This window comes from Arthrobacter sp. AL12, from assembly GCF_029960645.1.
Lineage (GTDB): Bacteria > Actinomycetota > Actinomycetes > Actinomycetales > Micrococcaceae > Arthrobacter.
Window position 1 is genome coordinate 46,614 of sequence record NZ_JASBQY010000011.1, and the last position, 22,631, is coordinate 69,244.

The 22,631-nt window shown below is 69.2% G+C and carries 22 protein-coding genes; 16 read left to right on the top strand and 6 right to left on the bottom strand.

Annotated elements, in window-relative coordinates; all coding sequences use genetic code 11:
- Window positions 1–68: 68 nt before the first annotated feature.
- On the bottom strand, window positions 69–1,235 hold the full coding sequence (locus QK291_RS12850; protein ID WP_282382577.1) for an AI-2E family transporter: 1,167 nt from the start codon (window positions 1,233–1,235) through the stop codon (window positions 69–71).
- 328 nt (window positions 1,236–1,563) lie between these two features.
- On the opposite strand from QK291_RS12850, the gene QK291_RS12855 reads away from it, so the two are divergent.
- The 8 genes from QK291_RS12855 (at window position 1,564) to QK291_RS12890 (ending at window position 11,411) form a co-directional block, all read left to right on the top strand.
- Window positions 1,564–3,408: a hypothetical protein gene (locus QK291_RS12855; RefSeq protein WP_282382463.1), complete on the top strand. Its 1,845-nt coding sequence runs from the start codon at window positions 1,564–1,566 to the stop codon at window positions 3,406–3,408.
- A gap of 147 nt (window positions 3,409–3,555) precedes the next feature.
- Window positions 3,556–4,566: a tetratricopeptide repeat protein gene (locus tag QK291_RS12860; protein WP_282382464.1), complete on the top strand. Its 1,011-nt coding sequence runs from the start codon at window positions 3,556–3,558 to the stop codon at window positions 4,564–4,566.
- Complete coding sequence (locus QK291_RS12865) at window positions 4,566–5,666, top strand: NADH:flavin oxidoreductase/NADH oxidase (RefSeq protein WP_282382465.1); 1,101 nt, start codon at window positions 4,566–4,568, stop codon at window positions 5,664–5,666. The genes QK291_RS12860 and QK291_RS12865 overlap by 1 nt, the downstream gene beginning before the upstream one ends.
- An 89-nt stretch (window positions 5,667–5,755) precedes the next feature.
- Window positions 5,756–6,562: an ABC transporter ATP-binding protein gene (locus QK291_RS12870; RefSeq protein ID WP_282382466.1), complete on the top strand. Its 807-nt coding sequence runs from the start codon at window positions 5,756–5,758 to the stop codon at window positions 6,560–6,562.
- A complete protein-coding gene (locus QK291_RS12875; RefSeq protein WP_282382467.1) occupies window positions 6,544–8,115 on the top strand; it encodes a transporter in 1,572 nt (523 codons plus the stop codon). Before QK291_RS12870 ends, QK291_RS12875 begins: the two co-directional genes overlap by 19 nt.
- An 82-nt stretch (window positions 8,116–8,197) precedes the next feature.
- The gene (nagB, locus tag QK291_RS12880; RefSeq protein WP_282382468.1) at window positions 8,198–8,980 is read left to right on the top strand and encodes a glucosamine-6-phosphate deaminase; all 783 of its coding nucleotides are present in this window, start codon (window positions 8,198–8,200) and stop codon (window positions 8,978–8,980) included.
- A 73-nt stretch (window positions 8,981–9,053) separates the two neighbouring features.
- Window positions 9,054–9,380: a DUF3039 domain-containing protein gene (locus QK291_RS12885; RefSeq protein ID WP_282382470.1), complete on the top strand. Its 327-nt coding sequence runs from the start codon at window positions 9,054–9,056 to the stop codon at window positions 9,378–9,380.
- 246 nt (window positions 9,381–9,626) lie between these two features.
- Window positions 9,627–11,411 carry a DEAD/DEAH box helicase gene (locus QK291_RS12890; RefSeq protein ID WP_282382472.1) on the top strand — a complete coding sequence of 595 codons (1,785 nt, stop codon included), beginning with the start codon at window positions 9,627–9,629 and terminating at the stop codon, window positions 11,409–11,411.
- Window positions 11,412–11,579: 168 nt separating this feature from the next.
- Here QK291_RS12890 and QK291_RS12895 read toward each other — a convergent pair whose 3' ends face one another.
- From QK291_RS12895 to QK291_RS12905, 3 genes are all read right to left on the bottom strand, one after another.
- Window positions 11,580–11,930: a hypothetical protein gene (locus tag QK291_RS12895; RefSeq protein ID WP_282382474.1), complete on the bottom strand. Its 351-nt coding sequence runs from the start codon at window positions 11,928–11,930 to the stop codon at window positions 11,580–11,582.
- A 105-nt stretch (window positions 11,931–12,035) separates the two neighbouring features.
- Window positions 12,036–12,731, bottom strand: a complete 696-nt coding sequence (locus QK291_RS12900) for an isochorismatase family protein (protein ID WP_282382475.1) — start codon at window positions 12,729–12,731, stop codon at window positions 12,036–12,038.
- Complete coding sequence (locus tag QK291_RS12905; RefSeq protein ID WP_282382476.1) at window positions 12,731–14,059, bottom strand: nicotinate phosphoribosyltransferase; 1,329 nt, start codon at window positions 14,057–14,059, stop codon at window positions 12,731–12,733. Before QK291_RS12905 ends, QK291_RS12900 begins: the two co-directional genes overlap by 1 nt.
- 95 nt (window positions 14,060–14,154) lie before the next feature.
- Here QK291_RS12905 and clpS point away from each other — a divergent pair, with 95 nt between their 5' ends.
- The 6 genes from clpS (at window position 14,155) to rdgB (ending at window position 18,775) form a co-directional block, all read left to right on the top strand.
- Entirely contained in the window at window positions 14,155–14,523 is a 369-nt protein-coding gene (gene clpS / locus QK291_RS12910; protein WP_282382477.1) for an ATP-dependent Clp protease adapter ClpS, read from the top strand.
- A complete protein-coding gene (locus QK291_RS12915; RefSeq protein ID WP_282382478.1) occupies window positions 14,516–15,076 on the top strand; it encodes a DUF2017 domain-containing protein in 561 nt (186 codons plus the stop codon). The genes clpS and QK291_RS12915 overlap by 8 nt, the downstream gene beginning before the upstream one ends.
- A 291-nt stretch (window positions 15,077–15,367) precedes the next feature.
- Window positions 15,368–16,447, top strand: coding sequence for a glutamate racemase (murI, locus tag QK291_RS12920; protein WP_282382479.1), 1,080 nt, complete (start codon window positions 15,368–15,370; stop codon window positions 16,445–16,447).
- Window positions 16,444–17,241 carry an MBL fold metallo-hydrolase gene (locus QK291_RS12925; protein WP_282382481.1) on the top strand — a complete coding sequence of 266 codons (798 nt, stop codon included), beginning with the start codon at window positions 16,444–16,446 and terminating at the stop codon, window positions 17,239–17,241. Before murI ends, QK291_RS12925 begins: the two co-directional genes overlap by 4 nt.
- Before the next feature lie 89 nt (window positions 17,242–17,330).
- Window positions 17,331–18,089: a ribonuclease PH gene (gene rph / locus QK291_RS12930; RefSeq protein ID WP_282382483.1), complete on the top strand. Its 759-nt coding sequence runs from the start codon at window positions 17,331–17,333 to the stop codon at window positions 18,087–18,089.
- Window positions 18,086–18,775 carry an RdgB/HAM1 family non-canonical purine NTP pyrophosphatase gene (rdgB, locus tag QK291_RS12935; protein ID WP_282382485.1) on the top strand — a complete coding sequence of 230 codons (690 nt, stop codon included), beginning with the start codon at window positions 18,086–18,088 and terminating at the stop codon, window positions 18,773–18,775. Before rph ends, rdgB begins: the two co-directional genes overlap by 4 nt.
- Before the next feature lie 117 nt (window positions 18,776–18,892).
- On the opposite strand, the gene QK291_RS12940 is transcribed toward rdgB, so the two are convergent.
- The gene (locus QK291_RS12940; protein ID WP_282382580.1) at window positions 18,893–19,660 is read right to left on the bottom strand and encodes a VTT domain-containing protein; all 768 of its coding nucleotides are present in this window, start codon (window positions 19,658–19,660) and stop codon (window positions 18,893–18,895) included.
- Window positions 19,661–19,853: 193 nt separating this feature from the next.
- Here QK291_RS12940 and QK291_RS12945 point away from each other — a divergent pair, with 193 nt between their 5' ends.
- Window positions 19,854–20,873 (top strand): exonuclease domain-containing protein, encoded by a 1,020-nt coding sequence (locus QK291_RS12945; RefSeq protein WP_282382486.1) that lies wholly within the window; start codon window positions 19,854–19,856, stop codon window positions 20,871–20,873.
- Between the two features lie 79 nt (window positions 20,874–20,952).
- Window positions 20,953–21,498, top strand: coding sequence for a DUF4395 domain-containing protein (locus QK291_RS12950; protein ID WP_282382487.1), 546 nt, complete (start codon window positions 20,953–20,955; stop codon window positions 21,496–21,498).
- An 11-nt stretch (window positions 21,499–21,509) separates the two neighbouring features.
- Here QK291_RS12950 and QK291_RS12955 read toward each other — a convergent pair whose 3' ends face one another.
- On the bottom strand, window positions 21,510–22,625 hold the full coding sequence (locus QK291_RS12955) for an ADP-ribosylglycohydrolase family protein (RefSeq protein ID WP_282382488.1): 1,116 nt from the start codon (window positions 22,623–22,625) through the stop codon (window positions 21,510–21,512).
- Window positions 22,626–22,631: the final 6 nt, after the last annotated feature.

Consider the following 22,631-nt stretch of genomic DNA (forward strand, 5'->3'; position numbering starts at 1 on the left):
CTGCTAGGGAATAGGACAGCCGCTGCGTGGATCCACGCAGCGGCTGTCCTTTTCCGTAGCGGAAAGTGTCAGTGCTTGTCCTGGCGGACGATGAAGATCTCCTTGATCAGGAGCATGATGGCGGCCGCGGTGGGGATGGCGATCAGCGCGCCCAGGACGCCGAGCAGGCTGCCGCCGGCAATCACCGAGATGACGGCAACGGCGCCGGGCACCGCGACGGCCTTCTGCATGATGCGCGGGGAGATGAAGTAGGCCTCGAACTGCAGGTAGGCGAAGTAGCAGACGGCGTAGGCCACGGCGGTCTGCCAGCCCGCCGTGAGGGCGATCAGCGTGACAATGACACCGGCAATCAGGCCGCCCACCAGCGGAATGAACGCCAGCAGGGCCACCACGAAGGCCAGCAGGACGGCGAACGGAACGCCGATGATCGTCATCACAATGAACGCGAAGGTTGCGTTGACGAGGGCGACGACAGCCTGGCCGATCACGTAGTTGCCCACCGACCCGGTGATTTCCTCGGACAGGGCCTCGACCCGGGACCGCCGGGACCGCGGGGCCAGCCGGTAGCCCCATTTCTTCATGGCCGGCAGGGCGGCGAGGAAGTAGAGGCTCAGCACCAGCACGATCAGGGCGCCGAAGAGCCCGTTGGCCACTGTGGAGCCGAAGCCGACGACACCGCCGAAGATCCCGCCCATCGCCTCCGGGTCGTTGACGAACTTCTCCAGCTCCTGGGTGATGCGCTCACGCACCCCGTACTGGTTGTCGATGCTGCGGAAAAAGTCGGAGTTGACGAATTCGGTGATCCACCGCGGCGCCTCCTCGACGATCTGGGTGACCTGCTGGACGATCGTGGGGATCAGCGTGGCAAAGAAGGCCGCGACGCCCAGGGCCAGGGTGGAAACTGAGATCACAATACCCGCGGCACGGGGGATCTTCTTCCGCTCGAGCCATCGCACCACAGGGTCCAGGCCCAGGGCGATGAAGAGCGCCGCGACGATCCAGAGGATCAGCTGGGTGGTGTTGGAGCCGATCCAGTAGACGAGCAGGGCCACACCGACACCGACTGTGCCCATGAACCCGACGTAGAGGGGGTGCTGGGCGGACATCCGCGGACCGGGATCGCCGAAGCGGGCGCCGGTCTCGGGCGTCGTCTCGTCGGCCTCCTGCTCCGGGGGCATCTCGAAGCGGAGCCGCGGCTGGGCTCCCGGCAGGGGCTGGCGCAGGCGGTGGGCCATCGAGTTCAGGACCCCGGCCAGGGCCACGCGGCGGGGGGAAACCGGCTCCTGCGGACTTAGCACCGTGCTGCCGGATTCTTTGGTTTCTTCCGGTCCTGAGGGGGACGAGTCCGTGTGTCCAGTCACTGCGTTGGAAGCCCTTTATTCTCTGTATATCCCTGGCGGAGGCGCTGCGGTGGCCCCAGTGTGATGATCACCGCAAACACTATCAGCAGGCTTGTTAGGGCGCTGTTTTGGGCTCCCGCGGGGACCCCGGAGGGGGTTGACAAACCGCCCGATCTGACTCTGTGGTAACAAAACGGTTACTATTGAAGCTACGTGTCCGCTGATGATAGGTAATATTTTGCGTTTCAAGACTGCAGTTGCACTAGTGCTGCTGGGCCTCCTGACACTTCTGGCCGGAATCGGCCAGAAAACATTCTGGGCACCGCCGGAGACCGTCACGGCGACCGCGCCCTCAGGTGCCACCGCCGCACCGCTGACCGTTTTTGACGAGAAGCTCCGCACGCTGCACAACGGCACAGTGACGATCAACGTCAAGGGCGAGGGCAGCTTCATGCTGGCCGCCGGCCGCCCTGACGACGTCGATGCCTGGGTTGGCGCCGCCGCGCACAACACCGTCTCCGGTGTCTCCGAAGACGGCAAGGCGCTGCAGTTGACCCATGCTGACGGGGAGGCCACTGCGCCCTCGCCGGCCGGATCGGACCTCTGGGTCAGCACGGAGAACGCCAGCGGCGAGCTGAAGTACAACTGGACCCCGCCGGCCGACGGCGACTGGGCGCTGCTGCTCGCGACGGACGGCACCAAGCCGGCCCCCGCGTCCATCACCATGACTTTCCCGAACGACACGTCCACCCCGTGGGCCATTCCCCTGATGGTGATCGGCGGCCTGCTGATCCTGGCCGGCGCCGCGCTGCTGGTGCTCAAGCCCAAAACCGGCACCCGCCCCGGCAACAGCGACACCGACAACACCGGCCCCGGCAACAGCGGCAGCGGCGGCGGCGAGCCGGCCACCGGTTCCAAGCGCACTGCTCCCCAGGGCTCCGAAGGCGCCGCGCCGAAGCCCGCAACCCCGCAGAACGCCGCGCCGAAAAACGCCGCGCCGAAAAACGCCTCCCAGCAGCTCACCGCCGCACCGGTCACCGTTACTCAGCGCCTGCGTCGTTCCGGAACGGTGGTGGCCGTGCTGACAGCCACCGCCGTCGCCGGCAGCGGCGTGGCGGCGCAGGCCAGCCAGACGCCGGCCCCGTCACCGGCCACTTCCTCTGCCGCAGCGGAGCAGGCTCCGGCGTCTCCGGTCGTGGTTGACGCCCAGTTCCGCCGCATCCTGGAACAGGTTGCCAGCGCGGTCGACGCCGGGGATGCGGCCAAGGACGCCAGCAAGCTGGAGCCGCGCGTGGCCGGACCCGAACTCGAGGTCCGCACGCAGAACTACAAGATCCGCTCGCAGGTCGGCTCGTACGAGCCCCGGATGCCGGTCCGCGCCACCAAGCTCCTCACCACGGTGGTCACCGAGCAGCGCACCTGGCCGCGCACGGTCATGGCGGTCACCCAGGGCGACGGCAACGTCGTTCCGCAGCTGCTTACCCTGACCCAGGCCTCCCCGCGCGAGAACTACAAGCTGGTCCTCACCACACCGCTGCAGCCGGGAACGACCTTCCCGGGGATCGCCCGCGGCGGCACCGAGACGCTGGCACCCGCCGACAAGACCGGTCTGCTCTACAGCGGCGAGGAAGCGCTGGGCGGGCTGGGTGACCGGCTGAACTCGGCCGACTCCGCGTTCAAGGACAAACTCGCCGAGGGCGCGTCCTCCCCGTACATTGCCGACACGCTGGCCTACCAGGCCGATGTGGTGAGCTCGGGTGTCAACGGCACCTTCTCCTTCACCCACAAGATGGTCCCGGAGAGCGTTGTTGTGTTCCGGACCGCCGACGGCGGGGCCCTGGCCATGGGCCGCCTGGACTTCGCGTTCGATGGCACCCCCAAGGCCGCCGGCGACAAGCTGACGATCGGCGACGACGCGGCGGCCCTGGCCGGAGCCAAGGAGACCAGCACCGGCATGGTGCTCAAATTCGCCGAGTCTGTGGCCGTCTACATCCCGCCGGCCGGGTCCCAGGACCCGATGAAGCTCGTGGCCGCCACCCGCGGCCTCGTTGGGGCCAGCTTCAAGTAGGTCCAGCCGCAGCAGCTGCAGAAGTCACCAGCAGCTCCGGCAGAACCGGTGCCAACAGCAAAGACCCGGCCAGCAGGCCGGGTCTTTTCTGCTGCCCGGGCCCCATCCGGTGGCACCTGACCGGGCCGATATGGCTAGAGTGGATCCATGACTTCGCCAGCATCCCGCCCGGTCCCGCCAGCCGCCGCCAACCCGCTCAGTCTGCGGGGCGCGGTCGACCTGTCCTCCCTTAAACAGCGCCCTGCGGCGCCGCCGGGCGCGCCAGGGGCCGCAGGCGCGCCGGGGATGCCCGGCGCGCCTGCCGCGGGCAACGGCGACGCGGAGCACCCCCGCCGGCCGCTCCGGGTTGACATCACCGAAGCCAATTTCCAGGAACTCGTGGAGCTCTCAGCCCAGGTCCCGGTCGTCGTGGCGCTGTGGGCGGCCTACTCGCCCGGCTCCGCCGACGTGGTCGACGTCCTCGAACGGATCGTGGACAGCTACGGGGGCCGGCTGGTCCTCGGCGCCGCCGACGTCGAAGTGTTCCCGCAACTCGCCCAGGCCTTCCAGGTGCAGGCCGTTCCCACCGCCGTGGCCCTCGTCAACGGCCAGCCGATACCCCTGTTCCAGGGCGGCGCCGAGGAACCGCAGGTCCGCAGCCTGCTGGATGAACTGCTCAAGGTCGCGGCCGCCAACGGCGTGGCCGGACAAGTCGGCACGGGCGAACCCGGCGCTGCCGAGCCCGAGGCTCCGCCGCTGCCGCCCCTGCATCAGAAGGCGTTCGACGCCATCGAGGCCGGGGACTACGCTGCGGCCGCCGACGCCTACCGCCAGGCCCTTCTCGAAATGCCCGCCGATTCCGAGGCCAAGGCCGGGCTCGCGCAGGTGGAACTGATGGGCCGGCTCCAGCCGCTCGCCGCCGCGGACACCGAGGCGCTGCGCCAGCAGGCCGCCACCGAACCGGACAACCTGGAGGCCCAGCTCAGCGTGGCCGACCTGGACATCGCCGGCGGACACGTGGAGGACGGCCTCGGCCGGATCGTCGCGTTCATCGGCAGGAACTTCGGCCCGGAGAGGGAAACGGCTCGGGTCCGGCTGCTGGAACTGTTCGACGTCGTCGGCACCGGGGACGACCGGGTGGCGAAGGCGCGCCAGAACCTTGCCCGGGTGCTCTTCTAGTGGGCTCCGCCCTCTTCACGCCACTGGAACTGCGCTCCCTGCACCTGCAGCACCGCGGCTGGGTATCTCCCATGTGCCAGTACAGCTGCGAGCCGGAAACCGGGGAAGGCGTGCCCAACGACTGGCATCTGATGCATCTGGGTTCCTTCGCCGCCGGCGGGGCAGCCTTGATCCTCACGGAGGCAGCCGCCGTGAACGCCGCGGGACGGATCAGCCCCCGGGACGCCGGGCTTTACAACGACGACCAGGCGGCCGCATGGGAACGGATCACCTCCTTCGTGCACCGCCACGGCACGGCGGAGACCAAGATCGGCACCCAACTGGCGCACGCCGGCCGGAAGGCCTCCTCCTACTGGCCCTTTTCCGGCAGGCAGGGCACCGTGCCCGTCGGCGACGGCGGCTGGCCCACCGTGGGACCCGGTGCGGGGGCCTTTGACGGCTACGAGGCCCCCTCGGCGATGACGGAAGCGCAGATCGACGGCGTCATCGCCGACTTCGCGGCCGCCGCGGCCCGGGCCGTCGGAGCCGGCTTCGACACGATCGAAATCCACGGCGCCCACGGCTACCTCCTGCACCAGTTCCAGAGCCCGCTCGTCAACGACCGCACCGACCGCTGGGGCGGTGACGAGACCGGCCGGAACCGGCTGACCCTCGCCGTGGTCGATGCCGTGCGCAATGTCATTCCTGACTCCATGCCTTTGCTGCTCCGGATCTCGGCCTCCGACTGGGCCGAGGGCGGCATCGACATCGAGGCCTCCGTGCGGATGGCCAGGGCGGCCGCGGACCACGGTGTGGACCTCGTGGACGTTTCCAGCGGCGGCGCCGTTGCCTACCAGAAGATCCCGGTGGGACCTGGCTACCAGACCGGCTTTGCCGCCCGGATCCGGCGTGAAACCGGGGTCAAGACCGGCACCGTCGGGCTGCTGACCTCGGCCGGCCAGGCGGAGCACGCCGTCGCCACCGGCCAGGCTGACGGTGTCTTCATCGCCCGCGCCGCCCTCCGTGATCCGCACTGGTGGCTGCGGGCCGCGTTCGAACTGGGCCAGGACGTGGTATGGCCGCCGCAGTACGAACGGGCCATTCCCCGCCACTCCTTCTGACGGGCGTTCCGGTGGAGGACGTGGTCCGCCTGCAGGGGTACGCCTTGCGGACGATCCCGTCCGCGCACCCGGGCGGTTAGTCTAACGACATGACTCTCGAGCTACCGCATCCGCCTGCCCCCGAAAACCAGGCGGGCCAGGCTGTTCCCGCCCTGTCACTGCGCGGGCTCGCCAAGCGCTTCGGCGACAAGATCGCCGTCGACGGCATCAGCCTGGACGTTCCGGCGGGTTCCTTCTACGGGATCGTCGGCCCGAACGGTGCAGGCAAGACCACCACGCTGTCGATGGCCACCGGACTGCTGCGGCCCGAGTTCGGCACGGCGTTCGTGCACGGCGTGGATGTCTGGAAGCGGCCCCTGGAGGCCAAGAAGCTGATGGGCATCCTCCCCGACGGCGTACGGCTCTTTGACCGGCTGACCGGCGAGCAACTGGTCAGCTACGCCGGCCTGCTGCGCGGCATGGACAAGGGCGTCGTGGCCACACGCGTCAGGGAGCTGCTCGCCGCCCTGGACCTGGGCCCGGATGCCGGAACGCTGGTGGTGGACTACTCCGCCGGCATGACCAAGAAGATCGCCCTCGCGTCGGCGCTGATCCACGCGCCCCGGCTGCTGGTCCTGGACGAGCCGTTCGAGTCCGTGGACCCCGTCTCAGCCGCCAACATCCGCGACATCCTCGACCGCTATGTGGCCTCCGGCGGCACCGTCATTGTCTCCAGCCACGTCATGGACCTGGTCCAGCGGATGTGCGACCACGTCGCCGTCGTCGCCGCCGGGCGGGTCCTTGCCGCCGGGACGGTGGACGCCGTCCGCGCGGGAGCGACGCTCGAGGACCGATTCGTGCAGCTGGTCGGCGGCCGCAACCACACGGAGGGGCTGGAATGGTTGCGCACCTTCTAAGGCTCAAGCTGACCCTGCTGCGCAACAGCGTCCGACGCAGCCCGTGGCAGCTGGTGGGCCTTGGCATCGGCACCCTGTACGCGCTGGGGCTCGTGGGGCTCGGCATCACGGGGCTGCTGTTCCTGCGCGGGGCGGACGCCGGCGTGGCGCAGACCGTCGTCGTGCTGGGCGGTGCCGCGGCGCTGCTGGGCTGGGCCGTCGTCCCGGTCGCTGCCTCCGCCGCCGACCTGACCCTGGACCCGGCCCGGTTCACAACCTTCGCCGTGCCGATGCCGCAGCTGCTGACCGGGCTGGCCCTGGGCGGGCTGATCGGGATTCCGGGGACGGCGACCACCCTGGTGGCGCTGGGCACCGTCGGGACCTGGTCCTGGAGCCTCCCCGGCGTGGCGGGCGCCCTGGTCGGGGCGTTCCTCGGGGTGCTGAGCTGCATTGTGCTGTCCAAAGTGGTCACCACCGCCACCGCTGGGCTGGCGAGTTCCCGCCGCTTCAAGGATGCCAGCGCCGTGATCTTCCTGATTCCGCTGGTCCTGATGGGACCGATCGTGGCGGGTGTCGCCGAGGGGATTGCAGGCTCCGGGGACTTCCTGACCGGGCTGGCCCGGACGCTGTCCTGGACCCCGGCCGGTGCCGCGTGGTCCCTCGGCGGCGAGATGGCCGCGGGAAGCTACGGCGCCGCGGCGATCAAGTTCCTGATCGCGCTTGCCACGCTGGCCGGGCTCGCGCTGTGCTGGAAGGCCCTGCTGCAGCGGGCGCTCGTGACGCCGCCCTATGCCGGCACATTCAGGAAACGAGCCGGCGGGCTGGGCTTCTTCGGGCTGTTCCCCGCGACGCCGACGGGCGCGGTCGCGGCACGGTGCCTGAGTTACTGGCTCCGGGATCCGCGGTACTCGGGCTCCCTCGTCGTCGTGCCGCTGCTGCCCGTGCTGTTCCTGTTCCAGGCCACCCAGACGGGCTCCTACGGCATGCTCCTCTTCGTCGGTCCGCTCACCGCGTTCCTGCTGGCCTGGTCGATCTCAACGGATGTCTCCTACGACAACACCGCCTTCGCGCTGCACCTCTCCACGGGAATAAGCGGGGTCCAGGACCGGCTGGGCCGTGCCGTGGCGTGCCTGGTCTTTGCCCTGCCGGTGGTGCTGGCGCTCAGCGCACTGCCGTTCCTGCTCGGCGCGGACTGGCAGCTGTTGCCCGGGGTTCTCGGGCTGTCCCTCGGGGTGCTGTTCAGCGGGCTGGGCCTGTCCTCGGTGGTATCCGCGCGCTACACCGCCGCGGTGCCGCTGCCCGGGGACAGTCCCTTCAAGAAGCCGCCCGGCAATGTGGCGCAGACCCTGGCGGTGCAGTTCGGCGGCATGGGGGTACTCCTTCTGCTTGTGGTCCCGGAAACGGCGCTGCTCGTGGCACAGTTCGTCACCGGCAGCGCTGTCCCCGGCTGGATCAACCTGGTCCTCGGCCCGGTCCTGGGGCTCGCGTTGTTCGCCGCCGGGGTCCGGCTGGGCGGTAAATGGCTCGACGCGCGGGGGCCGGAACTGCTGGCCCAGCTGGCCGTCAACCGCTGACCCGCGCGCGGTGGCCGGGACTGGGATACCCTGCCCCTAGGGCACATCCGGCAACGGGCACGGCAAGGGCAAAGGCAGGGCCATGGAAGTCGTCATTCTCTCCGGCAGCAAGCCGATTGCCGCCCTCGCGGCGGATGCGGTCGAGGCGCTGCTCCGGCGCAGGCCCGACGCCGTCCTGGGCCTGGCCACCGGCTCGTCGCCGCTTCCGGTCTACAACGAACTGGCGCTGCGGCACGAACGGGACGGCCTGGATTTTGGCCGGGTGCGCGGCTTCGCCCTCGACGAGTACGTGGGGCTAACGCCCGGGCACCCTGAGTCCTACCGTGAGGTGATCAGGGGTGAATTCACCGAGCGCGTGAACATCGACCCGGCGAACGTCACTGGGCCGGACGGCTCGGCGGCGGACATCCCGGCCGCCTGCCGGTCCTTCGAGGACGCCCTGCGCGGGGCCGGGGGAGTGGACCTGCAGCTGCTGGGCGTCGGCACCGACGGACACATCGGCTTCAACGAGCCCGGTTCCTCCCTCGCCTCGCGGACCCGGATCAAGACCCTGATCGAGCAGACACGCCGGGACAACGCACGGTTCTTCGGGAGCCTGTCCAAGGTCCCGCACCACGTCGTCACGCAGGGGCTCGGAACCATCCTGGAGGCCCGGCATGTGATCCTTATCGCCACCGGCGCGCAGAAGGCCCAGGCAGTCCGTGACCTCGTGGAGGGACCGGTCGCCGCCATCTGTCCGGCTTCCGTGCTGCAACTGCACCCGCACGCCACGGTCCTGCTCGACGAGGCGGCGGCGTCGTCGCTGCGGCTCGCCGACTACTACCGGCACAGCTACGAGAACAAGCCGTCGTGGCAGGGCCTGTAGCTCACCTTTTTTCGCGGTGAAGCGGCCAGGCCGACGCCCGTCCGTCGCACCGCCGTCCGATCCAGCCGCTAAGATGGATCTCATGAACAGCATGACCGATCCTCTCGAAAACGACCCGATGCGCGAGCTCTCCGGAGCCGGGACGTCGACGGCCACCATCGAGCGCGAGGAACTGCGCCAGGAAGTGGAACCCGGTGACCGGGAACGCTTCTCGCACTATGTCCGCAAGGAAAGGATCATGGAATCGGCGCTGTCCGGCGATCCTGTTATCGCCCTGTGCGGCAAGGTCTGGACTCCGGGCCGCGATCCGAAGAAGTTCCCCGTCTGCCCGGAATGCAAAGAGGTCTATGAGGGCCTCCGGCCGGGCGGCGACGGCGGCAAGGGCTCCGGCGACAAGTAGCGCCGCCACACAAGGCGGCGACGCCAGGGCTTCGCGGGTCACCGCGCCCGGCCTCAGGTGCGCCGCGGTGCGCCGGGGACCCCTGTTCTCCCGGTGAATGATGCCCGGTCCATGATGCGGGTCGGTACTGGCCGGTGATTGCTGGCCGGTGATTGCTTACGGTTCATCCGAAAAGATTGGTGTTTTTTTGTGCTTACTTGGGTTTCCCCGGCAGCGGCGGCAGGGCGCGGAATGGAGGGGACCTAAGTGACAGAGACACTCTTTGGCGGACCGGTGCTCCCGCCCGCGTATCCCGAGCGGGCAGCCTGGGGCACCGCGCCGAAGCTCCGCGCCTGGCAGCAGGAAGCCCTGGACAGCTACTTCAGCACCCATCCCAAAGACTTCCTGGCGGTCGCCACGCCCGGCGCCGGCAAAACCACCTTTGCGCTCCGGGTCGCCTCCATGCTGATCGAGGCCAGCATCGTCAACCGCGTCACCATTGTGGCGCCCACGGATCACCTCAAGCGGCAGTGGGCCGACGCCGCAGCCAAGGTGGGCATCGCCATCGACCCGAACTTCAAGAACGCCGACGGCCAGCACGGCCGCGGATTCATCGGCGTCGCGGTCACCTACGCGCAGGTCGCGAGCAAGCCGATGCTGCACCGGGCCAAGACCGAGGCCGCCCGCACCCTGGTCATCCTCGACGAGATCCACCACGGCGGCGAGGCCCTGTCGTGGGGTGACGGGCTCCGCGAGGCCTTCGAGCCCGCGGCACGCCGGCTCTCGCTGACGGGTACGCCGTTCCGTTCCGACACCTCGCCGATCCCTTTCGTGGAGTACGCCGAGGACCGGGACGGGATCCGGCGGTCCAAGGCGGACTACACCTACGGCTACGGCAACGCCCTCCGGGACCACGTGGTCCGTCCCGTCATGTTCATGGCCTACTCCGGGCAGATGCGCTGGCGCACCAGCGGCGGCGAGGAGATGGCTGCCTCGCTCGGCGAGTCGGCGGTCACCAAGGACGTCACCTCCCAGGCTTGGCGGACCGCGCTGAATCCCGCGGGCGCATGGATCCCCGCGGTGCTGGCCGGGGCGGACAAACGCCTCAGCGAGGTGCGCAGGAGTGTTCCCGACGCCGGCGGGCTCGTCATCGCCACCGACCATGAGGACGCGCGCGCCTACGCCGGGCAGCTGAAGAAAATCACGGGCGAGTCGCCCACGGTGATCCTCTCCGACGACGCCAAAGCCTCCAGCAAGATCGAGGAGTTCACCGCCAGCGAGAAGCGCTGGATGGTGGCCGTGCGCATGGTTTCCGAAGGCGTGGACGTGCCGCGGCTCTCCGTCGGCGTGTACGCCACGTCCATCGCCACGCCCCTGTTCTTCGCCCAGGCCGTGGGGCGCTTCGTGCGCGCCCGGAAGCGCGGCGAGACGGCGTCGGTCTTCCTGCCCTCCGTGCCGCAGCTGATGGCGCTGGCGAACTCCATGGAGGCCGAGCGGGACCACGCCCTGGACCGCCCGGAGAAGGAGGACGGCGACGGCCTGTTCAACCCGGAGGACTCGCTCATGGACGAGGCGAACCGAGAGGAGAATGCCTCCGATTCGCTGATGAAGGGCAAGTTTGAGGCCCTGGATTCGCAGGCATCCTTTGACCGTGTGCTCTTCGACGGCGGCGAGTTCGGCACCGGCGGTGAGGTGGGCTCCGAGGACGAGCTGGACTTCCTCGGGATTCCCGGCCTGCTCGACGCCGATCAGGTCGGCACGCTGCTGCGCCAGCGCCAGCACGATCAGCTCAGCCGCAAGAACGCGCGCGCCCCGCAGGCTGCGGCGGCTGCTGCGACCCCGGCCGTGCCGGACCACCGCATGCTGATGGACCTGCGCACCGAGCTGGCGAAGAACGTCGCGGCGTGGTCCGCCCGCACGGGAACCCCGCACGGCGTGATCCACACCAAGCTCAGGACGGTCTGCGGCGGTCCGGCGGTGGCCCAGGCCAACGAGGAACAGCTGCAGACCCGGCTTCGGAAGCTTCAGGACTGGTTTATCGGCCGGAAGTAGCTGCCGGCGTAGTGGCCGGCACACAGCTGCGGGCACCCACGGCTGCGGCGCATAAGAAGTGGGACCGGGGTCGGACTGTTCAGTCCGACCCCGGTCCCACTTCTTATGCGATCCTTATGCGGCTTCGCCGCGGCTCTGTGGCGGCTTCCCGCCGGCGAGGTCCTGCCGCTACTGGCCGCCGGCGCCGCAGAGCTCGTTGAGGCTCTGGCCGGCAGCGGTGTACTTTCCCTGCAACTCCTGGAGCTTGGACGTGTCCGGAGTTTCCTTGCCCGACTCGTCCAGGAATTCGATGATCGAGTGTAGCGGAGCCTGGAGTTCCTGGGACGCGCTGGCCTCGATGGGCCGGAGCCGGTTGGCGAGGCGGATCATCCCCGCCTTGTCCTCGGCGGACGTCGGACCCGCGCCGACGGTCTGAATCCGTGCGCAGGTCTCGGCAGTGGTGTCTTGCGGGGCGGCAGAGCAGCCGGCAGCGCCGAGCAGGGCCCCGGCAACGATCAGGACGGTCAGGGTCTTCTTCATGGTGTACTCCGGAGTTCTTGCGGGTCAGGCGATACTGGCAGGGATGTCGAGTCTACTTCGACGGCGCGGCTTTCCCGTCAGGGATGACGCCAGCTCGGCAGCCGCTCAGGCGATGTCGACGCCGCCGAGTTCCATCTCCGCGACGGCGTCGTCGAGATCCTCGGCGACGCCCACGGTAAGATCGCGCAGCACGGTCACGGAGTAGCCGGCCTGCACCCCGTCCAGCGCGGTCGCCTTGACGCAATGGTCGGTGGCGATTCCGACGACCACGACGTCCTCGACGTCGTGGCTCTGCAGCCAGTCGTCCAGCCCGATCGTATCCTCGCCAGCGGCGAAATCACTGCCGGCGAAGTCGCTGCCCGTGGCCTCGGCGTCGCCGGTCCCGGCCGCGCTGCCGGGAGAACTGCCGGCGACCGGCATGGCGCCGGGCTTGCGGTCCCCGGAGGGAACGGCGTCCTCCGGCGCGAGCAGCCCTTCAAAGCCCGAGTAGGCCGCGGTGTACTGGCCCTTGCGGAAGTAGGCCTGGATGTATTCGGTGTCCAGGTCCGGGTGGAGCTCGGCCCCGCGGGTTCCGGCCACGCAGTGCCTCGGCCAGCTGTCGACGAAGTCCGGGTCGTCCGAGAAGTGCGCGCCCGGATCGATATGCCAGTCCTGGGTCGCCACCACGTGGTCAAACTGTCCGTGGTGCGCGTCAACGTACTCGCTGATGGCGGCGGCGAGCGCCGCCCCGCCCTCGACGGCCAGGGAGCCGCCTTCGCAAAAATCGTTCTGGACGTCGACGATTATCAGGGCGCGGGACATCAGTTCTCCTCGTAGATGGTGGGGATGGCTGCTTCGCCGCGCTGCAGCCGGTTGACGACCGCGGGAAGCTCCTTCATGGTGTCCGCGTGGCGCTGGCTTGCGCGGAGTACACCCTCCGCACCGGTCCAGCCGGGTAGGAGTCCGCCGTTCTTGACGAACTGCTGCATCAGCGGCCGGTCGTTGCCGTCGTCCTCCGGGCGGTGTCCGACCCCGACGATCTCCTGCGTGGCCGTGCCGCGCTCGTTGAGCTTGCGCAGCGCGTACTTGCGCCCACCCTTGCTGGTCTTGTTCTTGGCGGCCTTGGCAACGGAAACGAAGTCGCCGTCGTCGTCCGTCCGGCTGACCAGCTTGTAGACCATACTGGCCGTCGGGGCGCCGGAGCCGGTGACGAGGGAGGTGCCGACGCCATAGGAGTCCACCGGGGCGGACTGCAGGGCAGCGATGGCGAACTCGTCGAGGTCGGAGGTGACGATGATGCGGGTCCGCTCGTTGCCCAGGTCGTCCAGGAGCTGGCGCACCCACTGCGCCTGCGCCACCAGGTCCCCGGAGTCCAGGCGCACCGCACCCAGCTTGTCGCCGGCCAGTTCGACGGCGGTGCGCACCGCCGCCTCGACGTCGTAGGTGTCCACCAGCAGCGCGGTGCCGGCGCCCATCGAGGCGATCTGCGCCTCGAAGGCCTCGCGCTCGGTGTCGTGCAGCAGGGTGAAGGAGTGCGCGGCCGTGCCCACGGTCTTGAGCCCGTAGCGCAGGCCTGCCTCCAGGTTCGAGGTGCTGTCGAAGCCGGCGATGATGGCCGCGCGGGCCGCGGAGACGGCGGATTCCTCCTGGGTGCGGCGCGAGCCCATCTCCACGCAGGGGCGGCTGCCGGCCGCGGTGATCATGCGCGAGGCCGCGGAGGCGATGGCGCTGTCGTGGTTGAGGATCGAGAGGATGTAGGTCTCGAGGATGCAGGCCTCGGCGAAGGTGGATTCGACGATCAGGATGGGGGAGTTCGGGAAGTACGCTTCGCCCTCCGCGTAGCCCCAGATGTCGCCGGAGAAGGAGAATCCGGCCAGATAGTCCAGGGTCTCCTCGTTGACCACCTTGGTGCGGCGGAGGAAATCGATTTCGGTGTCGCCGAAGCGGAAGTCCGCGATGCCCTCCAGCAGCCGGCCAGTGCCGCCCACAATGCCGTAGCGGCGCCCGTCCGGCAGACGCCGCGCGAAGGCCTCGAACACTGACTTGCGGTGGGCGGCGCCGGAATGCAGCGCTGCCTGCAGCATGGTCAGCTCGTAATGGTCGGTGTACAGGGACGTGCGGGGACGGTCCCAGCCAGCTGATGAACTCACGAATTCACTCTAGTCCCCACCGGCTCCCACGTCTCGCTTCGCTTCGCCGCGGGGCCCTCGCCGGCGTGGGCCCAGCATCCCCATAGAATGGACAGATGACCCTCAGCGTTGCGCTCGGCCCTGACACCCAGGAGAGCACCCAGACCGGAACAGTGACGTCGACAGATGTCCTCTCCGCCCCGGACATCCCTTGGAACCTCGTGATCTGGAACGATCCGGTGAACCTGATGAGCTACGTGAGCTACGTGTTCCGCAGCTACTTCGGCTATTCCGAGGCCAAGGCGAACAAGCTCATGCTCGAAGTCCATAAGAAGGGCCGCTCCATCGTCGCGCACGGGAGCAAGGAGCAGGTGGAGCAGCACGCCGTTGCGATGCACGGCTACGGCCTCTGGGCGACGGTGGAAAAGGCCACCGGCGGCGGCTCGGGTTCGGGATCAGGCAAGGGCAAAGGAAAACGTGGCTAAGGCATTCAAATACGGCGTCAAGGGCATCACCGGCTATCTGGAACCGGCCGAACGGGAACTGCTGCGCAGCCTCTTCGGCGACGTCGTGTCCATGCTCGAGCCGGAGGAGCGCGCCAACCAGGACCCCCTCGCCGCGCTCGTCGGTCTCGACGCCGAGGCCCGCGAACCCTCGGACCGTGCCCTGCGCCGGCTGCTCCCGAACGTCTCGAAGAACGACGACGCCGCCTCGCTGGAGTTCCGCCGCTACACCGAGCGGTCGCTGCGCGAAAGCAAGATGGGCGCGCTGAAGGCCGCGTCCCTCGGACTGGACAAGGACGAACTGGTCCTGACCCCCTCCGACGCGCGGCACTGGTCCATGGCGCTCAACGACGTCCGGCTGGTGCTGGCCGAACGCCTGGACATCCGCGACGACGAGGACGCCGGGCACGTGCACCTGATGCAGGACTGGTCCCAGGCCGAGGACGTCGAAAGCTACCTGGCGCTGGTCTACAACTTCACCACCTGGCTGCAGGAATCCCTGGTCCAGGCGATGCTCCAGTCCCTGGAGACGTAAGCCGGGATAGCCACCCAAGGCCTGCCGGCTCTGCTGTGTCCCGGGTGTGAGGCGGCCGCATCTGCCCCGAAATCGCCGGAAACTCATCGATTCGCCGGAACGATACGGCGAACGGGCGGGTTTCCGGCGAATTCGGGGCCGCATGGGGGCGCTGAACCCCGGCAGCGGCCCGGACGGCCGCCAGACCTTGAGGGTCGTTGCATCCACCTGGCGTCGGTGCTCCCCTGCGTGTGAGGGCAGCGCCCGGGGGCGCGTGTGACAAATTAGACATGAGTCGGACGACACAATGAGATGGCTGCACCCCCGGCTAAGCCCTATCCTCGAATAATCATGACTTCAGCATCGAGCATGGATCCGGCAGCGGGAGCTGTTGCGGACTCCCCAGCGAGCAGTACCGCCAGCAGCCCGAACGACAGCCAGACCGCCAGCCGGATGGGATCGCGTCCCATCGGTGTGTTTGATTCCGGCGTCGGCGGACTCACCGTGGCCCGGTCCATCATCGACCAGCTGCCCAACGAATCCATTCTCTATGTCGGCGACACGGCCAACGGCCCCTACGGTCCGCTGCCCATCGCCGAGGTCCGGGCCAATGCCCTGGGCGTGATGGATGAACTGGTGGACTCCGGCGTGAAGCTGCTGACCATCGCGTGCAACTCCGCGTCCGCCGCCGTGCTGCGGGACGCCCGGGAACGCTACACCGCCCGGTACGGCATCCCCGTCATCGAAGTCATCCAGCCGGCCGTGCGCCGCGCCGTCGCCGCCACCCGCACCGGCCGCGTCGGAGTCATCGGCACCTCGGCCACCATCGGCTCCCGCGCCTACGAGGACACCTTCGCCGCCGCCCCGGACCTGCACATCACCTCCGCGGCCTGCCCCGCCTTCGTGCCCTACGTCGAGGCCGGCATCACCACCGGGCCGGAACTGCTCGCCGTCGCCCGCGAATACCTGGAGCCGCTCCGGGCCGCCGGGGTGGACACCGTGGTGCTCGGCTGCACGCACTATCCGCTGCTCACCGGCGTCCTCTCTTTCGTGTTGGGGGAGGACGTCACCCTCGTCTCCAGCGCCGAGGAGACGGCCAAGGACGTCTACCGGGCCCTGGCCTCCCGCGGGCTGGAACGGACCGACGCCTCGGCCCCGTCCCACAATTTCATCGCCACAGGGGACGCCGCACAGTTCGAGCACCTCGCCCGGCGCTTCCTCGGACCCGAGGTGCTCAGTGTCCGCCACGTGGACCACGTCGCGGCCCAGTACCCCACGGGCAGCCTGGCCCGGATCACGCCGGAAATGATAGCCGCCGCGCAGGCCGGCGCGGGCCGCCCCCGGATCTCCAACTTCGTGGGCGGATCCGCGGGCGGGGGAACACTGCTGTGAAGCTGACCATCGTGGGCTGCACCGGATCGTTTCCGGGTCCGGGCTCGCCGGCATCGTGCTATCTGCTCACCGCCAGCGACGGCGAGCGGAACTGGAAGATCGTCCTGGACCTCGGCAGCGGCGCGCTCGGCGCCATCCAGCGCTACACAGACCTTGAGGACATTGACGGGGTCTTCCTCACCCACCTGCACCCGGACCACTGCATGGATCTGTGCGGTCTCCACGTCGCGGTGCGCTGGAAGCCCGGCGGCTGGGGGCGGGGCAGGATCCCGGTCTGTGGGCCCGCCGCCACCGCCGACCGGATGGCCACCGCCTACGGGCTGGAACTGGACCCGGGCATGCATGAGGAATTCGACTTCAGCAACTGGTCCGAGCGCAAGCCCGTGACGATGGGCCCGTTCACGGTCACCCCGTACGCCGTCAACCATCCGGTGGAGGAGGCTTACGCGCTCCGCGTGGAGGTCACCGAACCGGACAGGGACGGCAACCCCGTCACCCGGGTGCTGAGTTATTCGGGCGACACCGATTCGTGCACCGGGCTGGAGGACGCGGCCCGCGACGCCGACCTGTTCCTTTGCGAGGCGGCGTTCGAGGAAGGCCGCGACGACGGCATCAAGGACGTGCACCTGACCGGCAAACGGGCCGGGGAGGCCGCCGTCGCTGCCGGTGCCCGGCGGCTGCTGCTGACCCACATCCCGGTCTGGACGTCCCCGACCACCGTCATGGCCGAAGCGAAGGGCGTCTTCGGCCAGCACGTGGCCGTGGCCGTGGCCGGAGTGCACTACACGGTCTGAGCGCACGACTTTGGGTACGGACAGCTCCGGACAATCCGGACGGGCCGAAGGTGCGCCTCCGGCCCGGTGAGGGTCGATAAGCTGGTGGCATGACTTCCGAAGCCCTGACTGCCCCCATTCTCCGCGCCGATGGCCGTACCCCCGACCAGCTCCGTCCGATCAGCATCACCCGCGGCTGGTCCAAGCAGGCCGAGGGATCGGCCCTGATCGAGTTCGGCAACACCCGTGTCCTGTGCACCGCCTCCCTCACCGAGGGCGTCCCGCGCTGGCTCAAGGGCGAGGGCCGCGGATGGGTCACGGCCGAGTACGCCATGCTGCCGCGCGCCACCAACACCCGCTCCGACCGGGAGTCCGTGAAGGGGAAAATCGGCGGCCGCACGCACGAGATCTCCCGGCTGATCGGCCGCTCGCTGCGTTCCATCATCGACACCAAGGCCCTCGGGGAGATCACCATAGTGCTGGACTGCGATGTGCTGCAGGCCGACGGCGGAACCCGCACCGCCGCCATCACGGGCGCCTACGTGGCGCTGGCCGATGCGATCCGCTTCGCCCGCGAGAACAAGATGATCGCCCGCAACGCCCAGCCCCTGGTCGACACGATCGCGGCCGTCTCCGTGGGGATCATCGACGGCGTACCGATGCTGGACCTGCCGTACGTGGAGGATGTCCGGGCCGAGACTGACATGAACGTCGTCGTCACCGGCTCTGGCAAGTTCGTCGAAGTCCAGGGCACTGCCGAGGGCGCCCCCTTCGACCGCGACGAGCTCAACAAACTGCTCGACCTCGCGCTGATGGGCACCGAGCAGCTCGCCGCGATCCAGCGCGAAACCCTGGCGGAAGCCCCGTGACAGCCGGCGTTGCCGGGCAAGAAACAACCCAGCACGGCGCCACACCGGTGCTGGTGCTGGCCACGCACAACAAGGGCAAGCTCCGGGAGCTTCGTGAACTGCTGCGCGGGCAGGTGCCCGGCCTCGACGTCGACACCCAGGTGGTGGATGCGGATGCGGTAGGCGCCCCCGACGTCGCCGAGACCGGTGTGACCTTCGCCGAGAATTCTCTGCTCAAGGCCCGCGCGGTGGCGCAGGCGACCGGGCTCGTGGCGATCGCCGACGACTCCGGCCTCGCCGTCGATGTGCTGGGCGGAGCGCCCGGCATCTTCTCGGCCCGCTGGGCGGGCCGGCACGGGGACGACGCCGCCAACCTGAGGCTGCTGCTGGACCAACTGGCCGACGTTCCCGACGAGTACCGAGGCGCCGCGTTCGTCTGCGCCGCAGCGCTGGCGGTGCCTGGTTCCGGCCCAGGTTCCGCCCCGGACGGGGCCCGGGAAGTCGTGGAATACGGGCAGCTGGAGGGGACGCTGCTGCGCGAGCCGCGCGGGGCCGGCGGCTTTGGCTACGACCCGGTGCTGCAGCCCAGCGGTCTGGACCGCAGCTGCGCGGAACTGAGTCCGGCGGAGAAGAACGCCATCAGCCACCGCGGGCACGCGTTCCGGGCGCTCCTCCCGGCGATCGTGGAGGCGCTGTCCGGGAGGTAGCCCGGCCCATGGCAACACCTGCGTTAACAATCGAAGGCGCCCCACACTGTGGGGCGCCTTCGGTCTGGGCTGTTGTGTCCGGACCGCCTGTCCGGACCGCCTGTCCGGAACCGGGAATTACGGCGTCTTGCGTTCCTCTTCGGGCTCGTGCTCCTCGATGAACTCCTCGACGACGTCAGTGCCGTACTTTTCGGCCTGGCGCTTGGCGATGAAGCCGCGGGCGACCTCAATGCCAATCGGGATCACGGAGACCAGCACGATGATGATGAAGATGATGTCCAGGTTTTCGCGGACCCAGGGGAACGTGTCGCCCAGCAGGTAGCCCAGCAGTGTCACGCCGCCGCCCCAAAGCACGGCGCCGATGACGTTGAACAGGAAGAATTTACGCTTGTCCATCTGCGCGACGCCCACGATCACCGGGACGAAGGTTCGGATGATCGGCACGAAACGGGCCAGGATCAGGGCCTTGCCGCCGTGCTTTTCGAAGAAGGCGTGGGCGCTTTCCACGTTTTCGCGCTTGAAGAGCCGGGAATTGGGTTTGTTGAAGATGGCCGGACCGGCCTTGGACCCGATCAGATAGCCGATCTGGTTTCCGATGATCGCCGCGACGATGATCAGTCCGACGAAAGCCCAGATGTTGAACTTGATGGTCCCGGTGGCCACGAGCAGTCCGGCTGTGAAGAGCATCGAGTCACCCGGCAGGAAGAAGCCGATCAGCAGGCCGGTCTCCGCGAAGATGATGCCGCAGACCAGCAGCACCACCCAGGGTGCGAGGGCAGGGTCGGCCAGGAACACCTGGGGGTTCAGCCAGTCGGGCAGAAATGAGGCCAGCTGCGGCTGTACCGGGCCTGCGCCGCCGATTGTGGACACGGCGAAGTCGCTCAAAGCTAAAAGGTTCACCTGTCAAGGGTACTGGACGGCCGCCGTCGGGCGCTTCCCGGACGCTTCCGCGAGATGGGCACAGGCCACATGAACAACGCCGCGCAGTGGATGGCATGGGTGCGGCGCGGGGCCGGCATGGGTGCGGCGCGTGCGCGGCCGGTGCGGGCGGGCCGGAATCCGGCGGTAAAGTTGGAGCGTGAGTTTGGACTTTACGGCGATCGACTTTGAGACCGCGAACGGCTTCCGCGGTTCACCGTGCGCTGTTGGCCTGAGTAAAGTGCGCGGCGGCGTGGTGGTCGAGGAGGCCTCCTGGCTGATGCGGCCGCCGGAAAACCACGACCGCTTCGACCACCACAACGTCCGGATCCACGGGATCAGGCCTGAACTGGTGGCCGGGCTGCCGCGCTTCGGTGAGCTCTTCCCGGAGATCGGCGCCTTCATCGGCGGCGACGTGCTCGCCGCCCACAACGCCGCCTTCGACCTCGGTGTGATCCGCTCCGGCCTCGAGGTCTCCGGCCTGGCCGGCCCGGCCTATGACTATGTCTGCACCGTGATGCTCTCCCGCCGCTGCTACTCCCTTGTCTCCAATTCCCTGCCGTACGCGGCCGAGGAGGCCGGAGTTCCGCTGGTCAACCACCACGACGCCGCCGAGGACGCGAGGGCGTGCGCCGGGATCCTGATCGACATTGCCGCGCGCAACGGTGCCGGCAGCATCGCGGAGCTGTTCCTGTCCCTGGGTCTGACGGTGTCCCGCCAGGGGGCCTTCGACCCGCTGCGGGACCCGCTCTCCAAGGCCAGCCAGTCGGCCCTGGACGCATTTGCCGGCGGGCCGGCTGCGGCGGCTCCGGTCCGCGCCTACCAGCCCGGCTGGCCGGAAGAGGGCGCCAACCCGCTGCCGAACGCCCTTGCCGAGCCCGGCCACCCGCTGTTTGGCCAGACCGTGGTGTTCACCGGCGAACTCGCCATCACCCGTCCGGAGGCGAAGATCCGTTCCGCCGAGCACGGGGCCAGGCCGGAGAGCCGGGTCACGGCCCGCACCACCGTCCTGGTGGTGGGGGACGGGTTCGTGGCCGCCGATCTGCGTTCCGGCCGCCTCACCGGCAAGGCCCGGCGCGTGCTGGACCTGCACGAGCGGGGCCAGCGGATCGAGGTCCTCTCCGAGGGCGAATTCCTGCAGATGGTGGGCGGCCACGTTGCCTCCGCGGCGATTGCCTGACCCTGCCGGCCGGGGCGCCTTGGGTCATACTGCGCAACAATCATTCCGCCCGGGGCGGTTCTGCTCCTAGCCTTGGGCGATGAGTAAACTGACCGCGGCGCCTCCCGCGCCTCCGGCGCCCGCGTCCGCCCGGGACGGACGCAGCTGGCGGACCGTCTTCGCGTTTCCGAACCCGGTCAATGAGTACGCGGCCCGCATCACTGCGGGACTCGTGGTGCTGCTGTCCGTGGTGACGTTGCTGACCGGCTTCGGCTGGGGACTGGCCGTGATCGCCGCGGGGTTCTGGCTGCGCGTCCTGTTCGGCCCGCGGATCTCACCGCTGGCCCAGCTGTCAGTCAAGGTGTTGACGCCGCGGCTGGGGAAGACCCGGCTGGTCCCGGGGCCGCCGAAGCGTTTCGCGCAGGGCATCGGCGCGGCCGTGTCCACCGCGGCCGCCCTGCTGCTGGCCGTGGGGCTGGCGCCAGCCGCCTGGGTCCTGCTCGCGGTGCTGATCGTGGCCGCGTCGCTGGAAGCGTTCGCGGGGTTCTGCCTCGGCTGCGCCATCTTCGGCTTCCTGCAGCGCCGGGGGCTGGTCCCCGAGGACATGTGCGAGGCCTGCAACAACATCTCGCTCCGCCGCGCCTGAGCGCTTGCCGGTCAGGCGCCGGTGACCGCCGCCAGCTGTGACGCCATGCCCCGAATGACCTCCGGGGCCTCCAGCGCTGCGAGCCACGACGCCGGAAGGCAGTCCTCGCCGTAGAACGTGCCGAGGATGTTGCCGGCAATCGAGGCGGTGGAATCGCTGTCGCCGCTATGGTTCACCGCGACCGCGATGGCGGCGCGGAAGTGGGCCTGCGGGTGCCCGGCAGCCGCCGGCGGGCCCGGCTCGGTGGCCAGGACCGCGTACAGCGCGACGGCGAGTGCCTCCTCCGCCACCCATCCCTCGCCGAGCTCGCGGACCAGGTCCTCGGGCTCCAGCACCGGGCCGGCGGCGCTAAGCCGGAGGGCGGACTCCAGCCTTGCAACAACATCGGGGTCCGGTTCCTCACCCTTGCGCAGGTGCCCGGCGTCCAGCTGTCCGAGGGCGTAGTCCGCCGCCTCGCGCAGGCCCTGCCCGGCGGTCAGGGCATGGATGACGAGGCTGAAGATCCCGGCGCTTTGCCGGGCCGCGGGGTGCCCGTGGGTGAGCGAGGCCGCGTCGGCGCTGAGCTTGTAGATGGCCTCGGCGGCGATGTAGGGGATGAGGCCGAACGGGGCGGAGCGCATCACCGTTCCGCATCCCTTGGAGTCCGGGTTGACCGGCCGGAAGAACGTCCCCATCTCTCCGGTGGCCAGTCCTGTGAGGCAGGCGTTCCCCGGGGCGCGGCGGTGCTTGAGGACGACGTGGGAATCGATCCAGCGGGGCGGCTGGAACGGCGCCGCCTCCGGGACCGGAACATCCTGGGTGGCGAGCCAGCGCAGGTACGCCAGCCACAGGCACGCGTTCGTGTCCGCGCCGACGCCCGAGTTGGCCCACTCCAGCGCCTCCAGCAGCCCGTCCACGGTGTAGAGCGTGAGCTGCGTGTCGTCCGAAAAGTGGCTGCCGCCGTCGAGCGGGGAAAAATCCAGCAGTCCGTCCGGGCCGAACCTCCCGCGGATGGCGGAGATGTCGTCGAATTCGACGGCGTACCCGAGCGAATCACCCAGCGCACCGCCGAGCAGGCACCCGTGGATCCGGGAGGCGTGCGACGGGGCCGGGGATGGTCCGGGGGTAGTGACGGGCTCGGTGCTCATGACTTA

Bases quoted from the DNA above. Each gene is read 5' to 3' on its own strand.
- QK291_RS12895 (WP_282382474.1), bottom strand. From the start codon at position 11,930: ATGAAGAAGACCCTGACCGTCCTGATCGTTGCCGGGGCCCTGCTCGGC.
- QK291_RS12850 (WP_282382577.1), bottom strand. From the start codon at position 1,235: ATGGCCCACCGCCTGCGCCAGCCCCTGCCGGGAGCCCAGCCGCGGCTC.
- QK291_RS12900 (WP_282382475.1), bottom strand. From the start codon at position 12,731: ATGTCCCGCGCCCTGATAATCGTCGACGTCCAGAACGATTTTTGCGAA.
- nagB (WP_282382468.1), top strand. From the start codon at position 8,198: ATGGAAGTCGTCATTCTCTCCGGCAGCAAGCCGATTGCCGCCCTCGCG.
- QK291_RS12855 (WP_282382463.1), top strand. From the start codon at position 1,564: ATGATAGGTAATATTTTGCGTTTCAAGACTGCAGTTGCACTAGTGCTG.
- rph (WP_282382483.1), top strand. From the start codon at position 17,331: ATGACTTCCGAAGCCCTGACTGCCCCCATTCTCCGCGCCGATGGCCGT.
- QK291_RS12875 (WP_282382467.1), top strand. From the start codon at position 6,544: ATGGTTGCGCACCTTCTAAGGCTCAAGCTGACCCTGCTGCGCAACAGC.
- QK291_RS12885 (WP_282382470.1), top strand. From the start codon at position 9,054: ATGGATCTCATGAACAGCATGACCGATCCTCTCGAAAACGACCCGATG.
- QK291_RS12870 (WP_282382466.1), top strand. From the start codon at position 5,756: ATGACTCTCGAGCTACCGCATCCGCCTGCCCCCGAAAACCAGGCGGGC.
- QK291_RS12950 (WP_282382487.1), top strand. From the start codon at position 20,953: ATGAGTAAACTGACCGCGGCGCCTCCCGCGCCTCCGGCGCCCGCGTCC.
- murI (WP_282382479.1), top strand. From the start codon at position 15,368: ATGGCTGCACCCCCGGCTAAGCCCTATCCTCGAATAATCATGACTTCA.
- QK291_RS12860 (WP_282382464.1), top strand. From the start codon at position 3,556: ATGACTTCGCCAGCATCCCGCCCGGTCCCGCCAGCCGCCGCCAACCCG.
- QK291_RS12955 (WP_282382488.1), bottom strand. From the start codon at position 22,625: ATGAGCACCGAGCCCGTCACTACCCCCGGACCATCCCCGGCCCCGTCG.
- clpS (WP_282382477.1), top strand. From the start codon at position 14,155: ATGACCCTCAGCGTTGCGCTCGGCCCTGACACCCAGGAGAGCACCCAG.